This is a genomic window from Singulisphaera photorubra (genome assembly GCF_045290345.1).
Taxonomy (GTDB): domain Bacteria; phylum Planctomycetota; class Planctomycetia; order Isosphaerales; family Isosphaeraceae; genus Singulisphaera.
In genome coordinates this window covers 6,303,218-6,317,391 of sequence record NZ_CP155447.1, presented here as the reverse complement: position 1 = coordinate 6,317,391, position 14,174 = coordinate 6,303,218, and the positions used below count along the sequence as shown (strand labels likewise).

The window sequence follows — 14,174 nt, the reverse complement described above, 5'->3', positions numbered from 1 at the left end:
GGGTTGGATTGGCGGGGATGGCGAGCGATATCCCTAACTCATTCTGAAGGTGACACCACTCCGCCGTTCGAGGAGGTCGAGCCTCTGGTCGGAGAACTCTTGAATCGGTGCCAGGGCCGGGACAACCGGCTGGCCAGTGTCGTCAACGACCCGACCGCGGACCTCCCGCAGTTCACTCGCTTGCGAAGCGCTCATGACGATCAGCAGGACCAGCATCGCCGTTTCGATCGACCGCTTTGTCAGCGTACATCTCATCGGTGGCTTCGAAGAGTCTCGTGCCTGGTCATGGATCGTTATGTGGAGCATCTGACAATCGTAAGCTTGTGGCTCCCTGTGTTCCAGAAGAATTTCGAGTTTTTCGGGGTCATCGGTTTGGCTATGTCTGCCGGAAACGAGACGGGGGGCGGTGACGATCGCTGAGATCGTCACCGCCCCGTAGTTGATGCTCCGGATGAGTCCGAAGGGTCAGGAGATATTGGCGAACTGGTCGTAGAAGTCGTTGGAGGAGAGCAGGTCGGTGACCACCTGGTTGACGAAACCGCCCCGGTTCAGGATTCCCACCGAGCGGGCCCGCTGCTGGGTGGTGGGGGTGGTGCTGAAGAACTGCTGATAAAGGAACGTGACGAAGGCGGATTTGCCGGGCTGACTGAGAACCACGGAGCTGGCGACCGAGGTTCGCGAGACACCTTGCCTCAGTTGTCGGGTCAGTCTGGCCTCGGCCGAGCTCGGGATCGCCGTTCCCAGCACGTCGGCGTAGAGGGCGGTCAGGAAGCCGTTGATCGTTCCGCCACCCTGCGTTTGATAGTACTCTTGCGAGCCGAGGACCTGGATCTCCGCGCCGAAGCCTTGAGACCTCTTCTGGCTCTGCAACCCGCGGAGCACCTCTCGGAAAGTGGGCTCGCGGCGGAGGAAGGTGCGATAAACGACGGTCACCGCGTTGGCCTGTCCGTCGGGGCTGTTGACAATTCTCGCGACGACCTTATTCCGCGGAACGCCGACCGTCAGTTGGGTGCGATAGAAGTCGAGCTCATCCAAAGTGGCCGGTCGACCTACCGAGTTGATGTAGACCTGATTGAGGAACTGCTCGGTCTGATCGCCGACGACGACCGTGAGGTCCGGCGACGTGGATGTGCTGAAGTTCGCGTCTCCCAGATAGACCGCGGTGACGGTGTCGACGCCGACCGCCAGGTCCGTTGTGACGAAGGTTGCTCTGCCGCTGGACAGGGTGCCCGTCCCCAACAGAACCCCGTTGGCGAAGAACTGAACCGTTCCCGTGGGGGAGCTCGTGCCGGAATTCGTGGGCGAGACCGTTGCCGTCAGCGTGATCGCTTGCTTTGCGGTCGGATTGAGAATCGACGACGTCAGGTCGACGATCGAGTTCGACTGAGTCACCGACGCCGTGGTGGCCGCGTCTCGGGTCACGAAGTTGGTGTTACCCGAGTATCGGGCGGTGATCGTGCTGGTCCCCAGCGGCATGGCCGAGGTCGACAAGGTTGCGACGCCGTTGACCAGGGTAACGGGATTCCCGATCGCGGTCCCGTTGGTGAAGAACTGGACGGTGCCTGCGGGGGTGCCTGAGCCGGGGCTGGCCGCGGTGATCGTGGCCGTCAGCGTCCATTGGTCGCCGAACCCGGCTGGGTTGGGCGTGACCGTCACCGCGATGGTTGTGTCGGCCTTGGTCACCGTCACGGAACTGGCCAACGAGGTGCTGGCACCGAACGTGGTATCCCCGGAATACTTGGCCGTGATCGCGTTGTTGACTCCGACCGGGAGGGCGGTAGTCGTCAAGGTGGCCACGCCGTTGATGATGGTGGCCGTGCCCAGGCTGGTCTGGCCGCTGAAGAACTCGACGGTCCCCGTTGGGGTTCCTGGCGCGGAGGTGGCCGTGACGGCGGCCGTCAGGGTTACCGTTTGTCCGGAGACGGACTCCGTGGGAGTGACGGACAGCGTCGTCGTGCTGAGCTGACCCACATTTTGAGTGACCGCCGGCGAGGTGCTGGCGTTGAAGTTGCCGTCTCCCGCGTACTTTGCCGTGATCGAGTGCGATCCGAGGGTCAGGGCGGAGGTCGTCAGCGTCGCGATGCCAGCGCTACTGACGGTGGCTGTGCCGATCGCCACCGCGCCATCGAAGAACTGGACGGTGCCGGAAGGCTTGACGGCGCTCGTGCTGGTCGAGGTGATGGTGACGGTCAGGGTCACCGGGTTGCCCAGACCCGAGTTCAGGGGCGAGACCGTGAGTGCTGAGGTCGTGTCCACCTTGGCCACCGTCACGTTGACGGGTGCCGAAGTGCTGCCGCCAAAGTTGGAATCACCTTGGTACTGGGCCGTGATCGAGTTGGTGCCGCCGGGGATGGTGCTGGTCACCAGGGTAGCGACCCCGTTGCTCACCGCGGCCGTTCCCAGCGGAGTCGTGCCGCTCATGAAGACGACGTTACCTGTGAGCGTTCCCGTGCCACTCGCCGGCGCCACCGTGGCGGTGAGCGTCACGGTCGTGCCGAAGGGGCCCGAAGTGGGGTTGGCGGTCAACGAGGTCGAGGTCGCGGGGCTGACCGTTTGGATCTTGGCCGCGGAAGTGCTCGTGGTGTAGTTGACATCCCCCTGGTAACGAGCCGTGAGCGAGCTGGTGCCAAGCGGTAGGGCGGTGGTGTTCAGCGTGGCCACGCCATTGCTAATCGTGGCGGTCCCCAGCGAGGTCGCGCCGTTGAAGAACTCGACAGTCCCGGTGGGAAACCCTGATCCGGGGCTGACCACGGCGAGGGTCGCCGTCAGGGTCGTCGACTGGCCGACGCTGGAGGGGTTGGGCGAAGTCGTCAGCGTGGTGGTCGTGCTCGCCTGGGAGACGGTGGCGATCACGGTCGCTGAGGTGTTCTCGGCGAAGTTGGCCGATCCCAGGTACTTGGCTGTGATCGAGTCGTTGCCCAACGGCAAGACGAGGGTCGTCAGGGTGGCCACGCCGTTGGCCAGAGTGGCGGTCCCCAGCGAGGTAATGCCGCTGAAGAACTCGACGGTCCCGGTGGGAGTTCCAGATCCGGGGCTGACCGCCGCAACCGTCGTCGTCAACGTCACCGCCTGGCCGATCACCGAACTGGTGGGTGCGACGTTGAGCGTGGTGGTCGTGTTCGACTTCGCGACCGTCACCGTGATCGCCGGTGAGGTGCTGGAGGCGAATTCCGCATCCCCATTGTACCGAGCGGTGACCGCGTCGGACCCAGCGGGGAGGGCGGTGGTGCTCAGCGTGGCGATGCCACCAAGAATCGTGGCAGTCCCCAGCGAGGTCGAGCCGTTGAAGAACTCGACGGTCCCGGTGGGGGAGTCGAGTTGACCCGGATCCGAAGCGATGACGGTCGCCGTCAAGGTGACGGGCTGGCCAAAGACGCTCGCGGTGGGAGCGGCCGCCAGGCTCGTCGTGGTGCCGAGCAGGTGGGTCAGCACCACGTCGTTGCCGTCACCACCGGTGTAACTGATCTGGAACGTCTCGTTGGCGACCACAACCGTGGCCCCCTGAGGGAGTCCCGCAAAGATACCGTTGATCGCCGCGGCACCCTTATTATCGATGATGGTGTACTGGTCGTGGTCGGCCGGAGTGTAGCCGAGCGTCGACTGAAGCGTGGCCCCTCCGAGCGAAACCTGGCCGTTGACTCCCAACTGGCTGTAGTTTGTCCCCGCGGTCGTGCCATTCAAGGCGACGGCAAACGTCGATGCGGCATCGAAATTCAAGTTGCCGGTGCCCGTCAGGATCGCTGGGGAGGTGTCCCCCGGCTTCACTGTCCCGGCCGTGGCCGTGATACCGCCTACCGTGCCCGCCCCTCGGAGGGACGTCCCGGCGCTCAACGCCACGGGACTGCCGGGCTGCTGGCCGTCGACCACCAGCACGCCGCCCGTGACGGTCGTTGTGCCTGTGTAGGCATTGTCCGCCTGCAGGTCGAGTGCGCCGGCTCCCACCTTGGTCAGACCCGTGGAACCGGAAATGACCCCACCCAGGACAAGGACGGCACCCGCCTGATCGACTTCGATCGTCGCAGTCCCCGAGAACCCGATCGGGAGATTGATCGTGTCGGTTCCCGCCGCGTGCGAGACGTCAAGCACCCCATCCAGGCCGATCGCGGCTCCATTGATCGTATACCCATCGCCGGAGACCGTGAACGACGCAAACGACGTCCCCGCTGCCAGGTCGTTGACGTTGGCGAGGTTGGCGGCGCCATCGGGGAAGATCAGGTCGCTGCCGGCCGTCGGTGGAGTGTCCCAATTGCCGGCCGAGGACCAGAGTCCATCGACGGCACCACTCCATATGCTCGTGGCGGGGGCCAATCGGCTCTCCAACGCTTCGAGTCTGAGCCCATGCTGGCTTAGGCGGTGCGCTCGACTTTTCCGATTCGACGAACGCCCCACACCCCAAAGGTTCCGGCGCGGACTAAAAAGCGACATGGTTACAAGCCCCTGGATCAACCTTGGATGACGCGCGGCAAAAGCGGAATAAGCCACACAAACCAATGAGGCCGCTCGGCCAGACGCTCCAAGCAGAGGCCCTGACCCCCGTAAGGGACTCTGCTTGGAGAATCTGGGTTGACCTTTTCGATACTACCATCCATGCAGTCATTGTCAACGGGCCACCTGGCGGAGTGACGGTTCACAACGAGCGGCAGGAAGTCTGTCGAAGAGGTCAATCGAGCGTGATCGAATGATCGTGCGGACCGGCTTCCGGTGGCCCTGGGTCACGTTTCAACTCTCGTAAATCTGTCGGTTGTGACGATTTGAGAGAGGGGACGCAGTGTCAGCCGGACGACGACGCCAATGGGGTAGGGCAAGGTGTGCTTCTCAGCGATCGCGATCACCGATACCACAGTATGCAGCATGGGGACGCACCTCGCGGAAGATGTGGCCACGATCGTGGGAATTCTTTCGGGCCGAGTGAACCGACCGCGGGAACCAGGTAGTCGTTCAAGGCGAATCCTGGGCGAGTTTCCGGAAGGTGTAAGTGCTGAAGGGTTCAGAGGGAACCGCCTGCGGAGGTTACGTTTCGCTTGACGAGTGCGATAGAATCAATAATGTGAAAGCCACTCGCAAAGGACGGCGAGACGAAGGTGGTGGACCTGCCGATGAAAACCATCGGAATTCTCCTTTTCTGGTCGTTCCTGCTCCCTTCATTCGGAGTATGGGATCAGTCTTCCGACTCGGAGAAGGTGCCGCAAGCTGTCGCCTCGACGCTTTCGCATTCGACGCGGCTTCGGCGGTCAGACGGTCGGCTTCCGAATGAAGCCTTGGATCATGTGGGTCTCGGTCTCTACCTCTCTGACGGGGAAGACGACGATGACCTGGATCGCCACTTCATTGCCTTTAGTTTTCCGCTGACCTCGTCACACCTGATCGCCAGCGCGTCTTGGTCGTCCTTCTCCTGTGTTCAGACCAAGGCTGTCTGGACTTCCTGCCAGAGAATTCCCCTCCGCTGTTGAGTTCAGCCCCCCCCTCTCGCTTGCCTTGATCGGCGGCCTCGTTCGGTGGTCCCAAAGCGTTGACTTGAATCGGTGTTGCGACCGCGCGTCGTGGCCCCGGAACGTGCCCTTGGGATTCCCGATCGACGTGCAACGGCCCGGTTCCCGCTCTCGCGGGACGATCACCGCTAATCCCCCCTTCCACTGTGGTTCTGGGCTGATTCCCCAGCGCTCCTTTCCATTGCGATCCAGAAAAAAAAGAAGGAGACCAAGATCCATGTATTACACGCACTATTTCGCCAATAATGAGACGTTGCTCCGTGCTCGCAATTGGCTGAGCCGGCTCGGCTTCGGCCCGGAGAGCATGGAGACCCACACCAATGGGATCCCACGGCTCTCGGTGGCCGTCGATTGGCGCCGTTGGTCGGTTGTTGAGATGTTGATCAACGCCATCGAGCGAGGCGACCCGCGCGGCTGGCCGGGCCTCTGGGACGTGACGCACCAAGCCCACGTTTATCCCCAGCCACCAATGAGTGAGGGCATGACTGCGCCTGCTCGGGCCAACGCGACGGCGATCGGCTGGCATCCCAACGACCGAACCCTCCCGGTCGGTCAAGCGTATGAGGGAATTGATGATTTAATGGGGCGATAGGCCTCGACGGAGTTGACGGAGATCGTACACTGAAGGTGGATGTCGCACGACGCGGCGACGTCCCGACTGTCAAGAAGACGATCGAATCGATCGCGAGATGCCCGACCGTTGTGTGCGAGTGATTGAGTCGCGGCATCGAGTTTGAACAACAAGGCCGGGCAATGCCCTCTCCCCGAGGGCCTGAATGCCCGGCCGATGTTTTACGCCAAAGAGGGGCGCCCGTTGCCGGAGGATTCCGCCGGGTCATACCTTCCCCCTCGTTGTTCAATCCGCGCGAGCGAGCCGAGCGCAGGAAGAACAGGCGGAACGAAGTTTCTCATTTATTTTGGAATTGGAACGATGCCGAAAACTGCTTACCCCCGCGTCCTTGTGGAGACAATTCACGGGGTGACCATCGCGACTTTTGCGGATGCCGAAATCCTCAACGAAGAGGTGATCGGCGAAGTTGACGAACAACTGCAGGAACTGATCGGAGGACTGGGCCAGGCGGACTTACTGCTCAACTTCCGCGAAGTTCGCTTGATGTCGAGCACCATGCTCGCCGTCCTTCTCAAGTTTGCCCGTCGAGTGACGGCCGTGCAGGGGCGACTGAAGCTCTGCTGTATCGCCCCCGACCTGGCGCAGGTTTTCAAGATTACTCGGTTCGATCGGATCTTCGAGATCCACGACGAGGAATCGAAGGCTCTCGACTCGTTCTAAAGCGGTTTCCGTATCAGGTTGCGTTCCCTGGGGAACGCGAGCGCCCCGACCGCATTCTTGTTGCGACTCAAGGCGTCGGTCCCGGGGATTCGAAACCCGCTTGCGATCGCGTCGGCCCCGAGCATCCGATCTGTTGCGAGCGGGGCCCGTCTCAATCGTCCGACCGTCCCGGAGGTCCTTCGCGGCCGTCCGGGACATGGTCAGGGGAGTCGGCTGGTTTCGGTTTCGCGAGGGGACGGACCCGGTCGCCTCGCCCCTGGGCCCAGAGCCGCAGGTTGCCGAGCTGTTTCTGCCCTTGGAGGAAGTAGAACTCGTCGAGCGAGTCGGTTTGCTCCTGGTAGCGACGATCGCTCTCGGCCTCCCAGCCGGGGGTGGGGTGGAGGAAGCCGTTCCGGGCCATCTCGTCGATCAGGACGCTTGCGACCAGCTGATGTCCTCGGATCGAGGGATGGACGTGGTCGACGAGCCAGTCGTCGCCGAGGATGCCTCCTCGGCTCCGTGTCGAGAACACCTGGACGAGGTCGATCACGGGTATGCCCGTTTCGCGGCCGACGTCGAGGATCGCCTGGCTCATCGGTTCGAGAATCCGTAACGGGCAGACGTCATTCTCCTTGGCGTCGATGAACGACCGGCGCGCTTCCTCCGTACGCTCCAACTGCTGATAGCATTTCGCGAGTGCGTAGTGGATCCCTGCATGCCGGTCGTCGATGGCGATCGCCTGCCGGAGCCATTCGATCGCCTTGGGCAGGTTCTTCCCGTAGAACTGGCGGGCCTTGTTCCAGCACGCCTCAAACCGCTGCCCCTCCTCTTGCGACAGGCCGGGGCGATGCTCCGACTTGAAGGGAGGGGTATCCAGGTTGTACACGGGGTTCATGAGGATGACGGGCACCCGAGCCTCCTGAGCCATCCGGACCATCCGCCGGAGATTGAACTCGAAGTGGCCGATCACATCGCGCCGCCAGGTTTCGTCGTAGTGGTAAGTGTCGAGTCCCCCTCGATAGTCCAGCTTGGCCTCAACCTCGGGGCCGAGAATCGGTTTCTCAGGCTGGCGTCCCAGCGACCCGACTGCGGAGCGGATCAGGCCGAAGATCCGGAGTCCGGACGCCAGTTCGAGAGGACGTCGGATAAAATGCGGCACATTCTTGATGTGCTGATACGTTCGGTCCTCGAGAAACTCGTTGTGGCTCATGTCAATGAGAAAGAGGTCGGGCTGGTAGTCCATCAACTCCCGCATCACCTCGGCAAGTCGATAGCTGGCGTAGGAGGTGCCGCCGCAGTTGATCACTCTCCAGGGGTGTGACGGGTCGGCAGCTCGAAGGCTGAGTTCGAGCCAGGTGGTATACGACGTCTCCTTCGCGAACGGCCGACCCTGCACGGTCGAGCCTCCCAGGCAGAAAATTCGGAACTCACCGCGCGGTTTCACGGCGTCGAACGACTCGGGGCAGAAGAAACGGTCGTGCGCGGGGGGAATTTCGTAGCGAGTCCGGTCGTGGTTGAGGACGAACAACGGGTGGACTGTGCTGAAGCCCACGAACGGATCGTCGTGGAGGGCAGGGCGTTGCCAGTCGAGTGCCCGCAGGGCCGCTTCGCCCACGGCGAACGGGGCCAGCCCGATCAACACCGCCAGCGCACGGATCAGCACCCCGCGCCCGGCTCTGGGAGGCTTGCCGGCCTGTAGCCTGGGGCTTTTCCCGTCCGCGTCTGAAGGGATCGGGGCACCGTCAGGTTGAGGTGAGAGTGTGGTCATCACTCGGGGTCGCTCGGCCCTGGTCCTTTTTTTTTGCCCACATTGCGTGGGATTGCTCTTGTCGACAATCCCCAATCCCTCGAATGAGGTCAAGCTCTCGCGTTGCATCGGCGGGAAGTTTTTCCTGATCGGCTCTGGGATCCTCTTGATTCCCACGCGTTGGTCGGGCGTGGAGGTCGCGCAGCCGTCTCGTCAATGCCGCGGGCCGGCTCGAATGCGTTGGCAAAGCGAGTCTCCCGGCCGATGCCGCGTCGGTCTTCCCGCGGCTGGGCCCGGACGGCTCGCGCTGGCGCGAGGGCCTCGAAGTTTTTCCCCGCCGCCGTCTCGTTCGCGGCGGCATTTGACGAGCCGGTCACTCGACCGCAGCAGATAATGAATTTAATCATTGGCAAGCTTTCAGGTTTGTTATTGATCAATGCATCAAGTTAAAGTACGAGCTAACACGCATGTCCTATTGGCAGGGCACGGTTTGCGTAAGATCAAGGCAGAGTCGATGGGTTCTGACAGAAGTCCGTTGTGGCCAGTCGTATCGGCTCGCTAACGGTTCGCGTGTTGCTCGTGCTTGTGGGGAAACCCGTTAACTCGTGCGAAGAGTCGGTCTTAGGGCTTTTGGTCGAAGGGGCAGTTTGCGTCGGACGTTGGCGAACGCACTTCGGCGGCATAGTTTTCGCATTGTCGGAAGCCGGGGGGTTGGCCTGATGGGCGATCGTTTGAAACTCAAAGTGGACTCCCGACATCAGTCTGGAGCTTGAGCCGTTTGGGATGCCGCCGCTTTGCGGGATCTGGATTCGATTCACTTCGATCCCTGGAGAAACTCCCCTCAGACTTTCATGGAGCGATTCATCCCACCGCAGTGAACTCCGATTCAGCCATCGGGCCAGATCTCACGAATCGCCCGGACGATGTGGTTCGCGTTGTCGGTGTCACTGGCGATCTCGGTCGGTCTGATTTTAATTACCTGCGCCCCGCCGCTGAGGGATTTGCTGGGACATACCGACTGGGATCCCTGCGAATTCGTGAGAACTGTCCGTTTTGTTGAGTGAGCGGTCGTGACCGATGCGACTCCTCTGAGTTCCCTCCTGATACGAGGCAAGAGTCGTTAAGTCTCGGCATTTTACGATTCACATTCTTTCAATCACTCAATCTCCGGAGGATGTTCTCCCCATGCGCGCACGCCGAGGCTTTACCCTGATCGAGCTGTTAGTTGTGATCGCGATCATCGCGGTCTTGATCGCCCTGTTGCTTCCCGCCGTTCAGGCGGCGCGCGAGGCGGCCCGCCGTTCGCAGTGCGTCAACAACATGAAGCAGATCGGACTGGCCTTACACAACTACGAGAGCGTGAACTCGGCGCTTCCGCCAGCGAAGGTTCGCAACGGGGGCTGCGCCTGTTCCACTAAGCCGTCTCAGTCGTATGTGCTGAACACGACCCTCTTCACGATGATCCTGTCGAACCTCGAGCAGAGCGCGCTCTACAACGCCTACAACTTCAGCCATCCCTCGAGCAATAACACGTATCAGAATTGTTTTACGGTTGCTCCGGGGACGACTGCTTATACCAATTCGACCGTGGTCAGCACCTTGGTGTCCGTGTTCGCGTGCCCGTCCGACCTTCCCCCCGAGGTCGTGACGCCCGATGACGCGACCACCGGACCTTACTCGCGAGTGAGAGCGCGGCGGAGCAACTATCTCGGGTGCGCTGGGCAGTACGGCGATAATAACTGCCCTGTCTCGAGCGGTGGCACCGGCTTCGCCACGAATCTTCAAGGAGTGTTCAACAACGATACCTCGGTCACCTTCTCGCAGATCAGCGATGGTCTGAGCAACACTTGCATGATCGGTGAGTCGCCCCAGGAGCACTCCACGGTGTCGTTCGGCCCCTACTGGGGGGCAGGCTGCCATACATCAACCCATGGTGTCGTCTATAACCCGAGCCACGCCTGGGCCCCCACTTCGCTCCCGAATCGTTCCATGCTCGAGGTCTTTGGCTATGCCCGAGATCCGAGGCAGCGTCCGTACGCGTGGCGGATGGGGAGCAAGCATTCTGGCGGCCTGAACATGCTGTTCGGTGACGGCAGCGTGAAGTTCATCAAGGACAGTGTCAACCCCTATGCTTGGTGGTCGTTGCAGACCATCGGGGGAGGCGAGGTCGTCAGCAGCGACGCGTATTGACGCGAGGTCAATCCATCGCGATCGAGACGTCGGCCGGCCGGCGGGAGTCATCCCAACGGCCACCGACGTCGGTGGCCGCGTTTCCGAGGTCTTGAACACGCGGACCGCCGTCGCCACGCCCGTGTTTCCGGGCCTTGACGACTCGTCGACCGAGTCATTGCCAGAGGGATGGTCCCCCGCCGCGTTTCTCTCATGGGAGTCGTTTGAGAATGAGACGATCCACAATCTTGGCCGCCTTGGTGGCCGCGCTCTCGATCGGTTGCGGATCTTCCGAGCCGCGGCAGGTCCCGGTCACCGGGAAGTTGACTTTGAACGGCGAGCCTCTCGAGGGGGCCAGCGTCACCTTCGCCCCTGACCCGACCAACCCGGTCAGCACCCCCGGGGGGGCGTCCTCCGGTCCTGACGGTGCGTTCACCGTGAAGTCTGCGGACCGCGACGGGCTCGCGCCCGGCAAGTACAAAGTCCTGGTGATCAAATCTACCTTGAAGAATGGGGCCAAGGTTCCCGACGAGTTCAAGGATGACCCCATGATGCTTGTGACTTCAGGCCTGACCGTCGAATCACTCCCCCCCGAATACGGAAACGCCGACACGTCTCCACTGCGTGCGGAAGTCACCGACGATGGTGACGAATTTGAATTCGACGTGAAGCAGACCGCCAAAAAGAAGAAGTAGATCTCGATCCGTAGTCGTTCGCCTTGTGCTTTGCGCCGGCCGTGTCCCTCCCCGAACAGAGACCATCGAATGCGCCCAGCCACTTCGTTCCGAATCAGCGCTCTGCTCGTCCTCGTCGTCGTCGCGGGTTGCAGCAACACGGAAGTCGATCGCTCCGAACGGCCCGTGCTCGAACCGGTCAGCGGAGTGGTGACCCTCGACGGAAAGCCGTTGGCCGGGGCGGTCGTCACCTTCCTGAACCTCGACGAGCAGGGCACCTTGACCGTGGGCGAGACCGATTCGGAGGGGGCTTACCGCTTGAGCTACCTGGGGGCCGCCGGAACCGCCACCGGCCCCTATCGGGTCGCCGTGAGCTACCTGATGGGCACCGAGGGGCAGGTCATCGGCCTGGCGCAACGCTCGACGATCGCCCCCACCGCGGAGGTCAACACGGCCAAGGAACTCCTCCCACCGCGGTACAGTGACCTCGGGCGGACGACGTTACGCGCCACGGTCCCCCGAGGGGGCAGCACGTTCGTGTTCGCCCTCGAAGGCCCCCTCCTCGATCCCCCCGCCCCGACGGAGGCCGATGCGGCCCCCGCGCACTTGTCGCCCACACCAAGCTCCTGAGCGGGGGAGCTTGACCGACACCCCGCACAGGAAGTTCATGCCCCAAAGGCGTATCAGCGAAGGCGGCTGACTCGCTGACTCGACCCCTCTTGATCGGGGCGTTCGGGCATTGATCCGCAACACCCACCGGCTTACACTCGACGCGAGTCATTAAAATCGGCCTGTCGGCAGGCGATGACGCCTGTCGCCCCGGCGCGGTTGCGTGGGCGGTCTGTTCCATCCGCCTGATCCCAACGAACAACGAGCCGAGGCCGATCGCGGATTCCGCCGCGGGGTTGCTTCGTTGGGAAGTGCCTCGAGACGAGGGAGCGATCGTCCGATTCCGTTCGAAACGGATTCGGGCGTTCTCTGTTTCCTTCGGCATGTTTCGCGACTCCAACCTTCGGCCAGGTTCTTCTCCATGCACTTAGAGTCTGTCCCAGAAGGTGAATCCCACGGGAGCTTTTGAATGATCTGCTGGGTGCCATGTGGTTCCGTACTCGGAACCCATGCGGGAATGCCTTGGCCTGGCGCGCACGGGTTCCGAGTACGGAACCCGTGGCACCCAAACGGCCTTCAATTTTCGGTTTCCCTGAACTTACGAGACAGACTCTTACCTTGTCCGATGGCCTCGCGATCGTTGCCGTCCGCCTGGATCGCTTCAGACTCCCGCCCGGCGCATTGGCGAGTGCCTCGATGAAGTGGTTACTCGATATCAGGTCCGGCGCGAAGCGGATGCAGGCCCCGATTGGGTTCGCCATTTACGTCCGTTATCTTCGCTTCTTGCTCTGGGAATTCCGCTGGTCGTTGGGGATCTTCTGGTCGCTCGTGCTGGTCGGCGGCCTGGTGCTTCATCAGTGCTATCACCATCGGCCCCTGACTTACATTGAGGGCTGTTACAGCGTTTTCCTGCTCATTTTTCTGGAGCCCTATCTCGACTTTCCCGACGAGTGGTATCTCCAACCCCTCTTCTTCCTGTTGCCGATCGTGGGATTGGGAGCGGTGGTCGACTCGCTCATCCGACTCGGGTATCTCACGTTCACCAAGAAAAGCCATCTACCGGAGTGGCAGCGAATGATGGCGTCGTTGTACCGAAATCACATAATCGTCGTTGGGCTGGGCAAGGTCGGGTTTCAGGTCGTCCAAGGAATCTTGGCGCTCCGCGAGCCTGTGGTCGTCGTTGAGCGAATTGGGAGCGACTCGACTCTGATCGACGAGATCATCGACCTCGGAGTACCGGTCATCCGTGGAGATGGCCGGAATGCGAAGACGCTCGAACTGGCCGGGATTGGCCATGCTCGCGCGGTGATTCTCGCAACCAGCGACGACCTGACCAACCTGGATGCCGGCCTGACGTCCAAAGACTTGAATCCAGGGGCCAAGATTGTCCTGCGTTTGTTCGATGAATCGCTGGCGACCAAGATCGCCGGTGCCTTCTCGCTGCCGGCAATCTCCACCGCTCAGGTCTCGGCTACGGCGTTTATTGCCGCCGCCACCGGGCGCAAGGTCTATCAGCGTTTCCAACTCGCCGACCAACCGCTCCACCTGATCGACCTGACCATCAGTCCGACCGGCAAGCTTGTCGGCCGGACGGTGGGCGACGTTCAGACCGACTCCAAGGTCAACGTCGTCATGTACCATGGAAAAGCTGGCGTGAATGTGAACCCGGGGCATGACATCGTGCTCGAACCGGACGACATGCTCCTGGTCATCGCGCCGATTGACCGGCTGATTGAGATGGAGTCCACGAACCAGCCGGGCCAGCGGCCCACGGGCGTACCTCGGTAGCCTGATCCCTTACCGGGCTTCCCCGTGGGGTTGCAGCCAAGGCTTGGCTTTAGGGGCTGCACATCCAGTCGGCCGGAGCGTTAGGATGTATCGATCCTTGCCGGCCATGGGCACAGCCGAGGCAAAGCTTCGCCGAACCCGTTTCTTCCTACACCCACGCGTTCGGCCATAGCATCATCGTCGGCCTAACAATTCCCGTAGGGTGGGCACGGCCCACCATCTTAAAAACCTCTGATTTAGCAGAGAGAGAGGGATGGTGAGCCGTGCCCACCCTACGGGAAGATCTGATTCTGGACGCTAAGCTATCGAAACTTGTTGGCATGTTTGTTATTTGTTAGGAAACGTTTCGCCTCGCCGCGCTCAGGGCATATCCTGAGAATCAGCAAAATATTATCGAATTTGGATTGATGCGCTAAACCAGTCAATGG

10 protein-coding genes are annotated in these 14,174 nt (G+C 61.7%); 7 read left to right on the top strand and 3 right to left on the bottom strand.

The genetic code is table 11. From position 1 onward, the window contains the following. Window positions 1–33 precede the first annotated feature (33 nt). Both V5E97_RS23765 and V5E97_RS23760 read right to left on the bottom strand, forming a co-directional pair. Window positions 34–255, bottom strand: a complete 222-nt coding sequence (locus V5E97_RS23765; RefSeq protein ID WP_406694033.1) for a hypothetical protein — start codon at window positions 253–255, stop codon at window positions 34–36. A 210-nt stretch (window positions 256–465) separates the two neighbouring features. Beyond that, window positions 466–4,308, bottom strand: a complete 3,843-nt coding sequence (locus V5E97_RS23760; RefSeq protein WP_406694032.1) for a beta strand repeat-containing protein — start codon at window positions 4,306–4,308, stop codon at window positions 466–468. Window positions 4,309–5,096: 788 nt separating this feature from the next. Here V5E97_RS23760 and V5E97_RS23755 point away from each other — a divergent pair. The 3 genes from V5E97_RS23755 to V5E97_RS23745 all read left to right on the top strand — a co-directional run bounded on the left by V5E97_RS23755 (window position 5,097) and on the right by V5E97_RS23745 (window position 6,780). Continuing rightward, window positions 5,097–5,450 carry a hypothetical protein gene (locus V5E97_RS23755; RefSeq protein ID WP_406694031.1) on the top strand — a complete coding sequence of 118 codons (354 nt, stop codon included), beginning with the start codon at window positions 5,097–5,099 and terminating at the stop codon, window positions 5,448–5,450. Between the two features lie 256 nt (window positions 5,451–5,706). Continuing rightward, the gene (locus tag V5E97_RS23750; protein ID WP_406694030.1) at window positions 5,707–6,081 is read left to right on the top strand and encodes a hypothetical protein; all 375 of its coding nucleotides are present in this window, start codon (window positions 5,707–5,709) and stop codon (window positions 6,079–6,081) included. A 339-nt stretch (window positions 6,082–6,420) separates the two neighbouring features. After that, entirely contained in the window at window positions 6,421–6,780 is a 360-nt protein-coding gene (locus V5E97_RS23745) for an STAS domain-containing protein (protein WP_406694029.1), read from the top strand. A 151-nt stretch (window positions 6,781–6,931) separates the two neighbouring features. On the opposite strand, the gene V5E97_RS23740 is transcribed toward V5E97_RS23745, so the two are convergent. Further along, window positions 6,932–8,527 (bottom strand): tetratricopeptide repeat protein, encoded by a 1,596-nt coding sequence (locus V5E97_RS23740; protein WP_406694028.1) that lies wholly within the window; start codon window positions 8,525–8,527, stop codon window positions 6,932–6,934. Window positions 8,528–9,691: 1,164 nt separating this feature from the next. Between V5E97_RS23740 and V5E97_RS23735 the strand changes: the two genes are divergently transcribed. The 4 genes from V5E97_RS23735 to V5E97_RS23720 all read left to right on the top strand — a co-directional run bounded on the left by V5E97_RS23735 (window position 9,692) and on the right by V5E97_RS23720 (window position 13,746). Beyond that, the gene (locus V5E97_RS23735) at window positions 9,692–10,696 is read left to right on the top strand and encodes a DUF1559 family PulG-like putative transporter (protein WP_406694027.1); all 1,005 of its coding nucleotides are present in this window, start codon (window positions 9,692–9,694) and stop codon (window positions 10,694–10,696) included. A gap of 209 nt (window positions 10,697–10,905) precedes the next feature. Beyond that, on the top strand, window positions 10,906–11,370 hold the full coding sequence (locus tag V5E97_RS23730; protein ID WP_406694026.1) for a carboxypeptidase-like regulatory domain-containing protein: 465 nt from the start codon (window positions 10,906–10,908) through the stop codon (window positions 11,368–11,370). 69 nt (window positions 11,371–11,439) lie between these two features. After that, on the top strand, window positions 11,440–11,979 hold the full coding sequence (locus tag V5E97_RS23725) for a transthyretin-like family protein (RefSeq protein WP_406694025.1): 540 nt from the start codon (window positions 11,440–11,442) through the stop codon (window positions 11,977–11,979). A 675-nt stretch (window positions 11,980–12,654) separates the two neighbouring features. Then, window positions 12,655–13,746: a potassium channel family protein gene (locus tag V5E97_RS23720; protein WP_406694024.1), complete on the top strand. Its 1,092-nt coding sequence runs from the start codon at window positions 12,655–12,657 to the stop codon at window positions 13,744–13,746. Window positions 13,747–14,174: the final 428 nt, after the last annotated feature.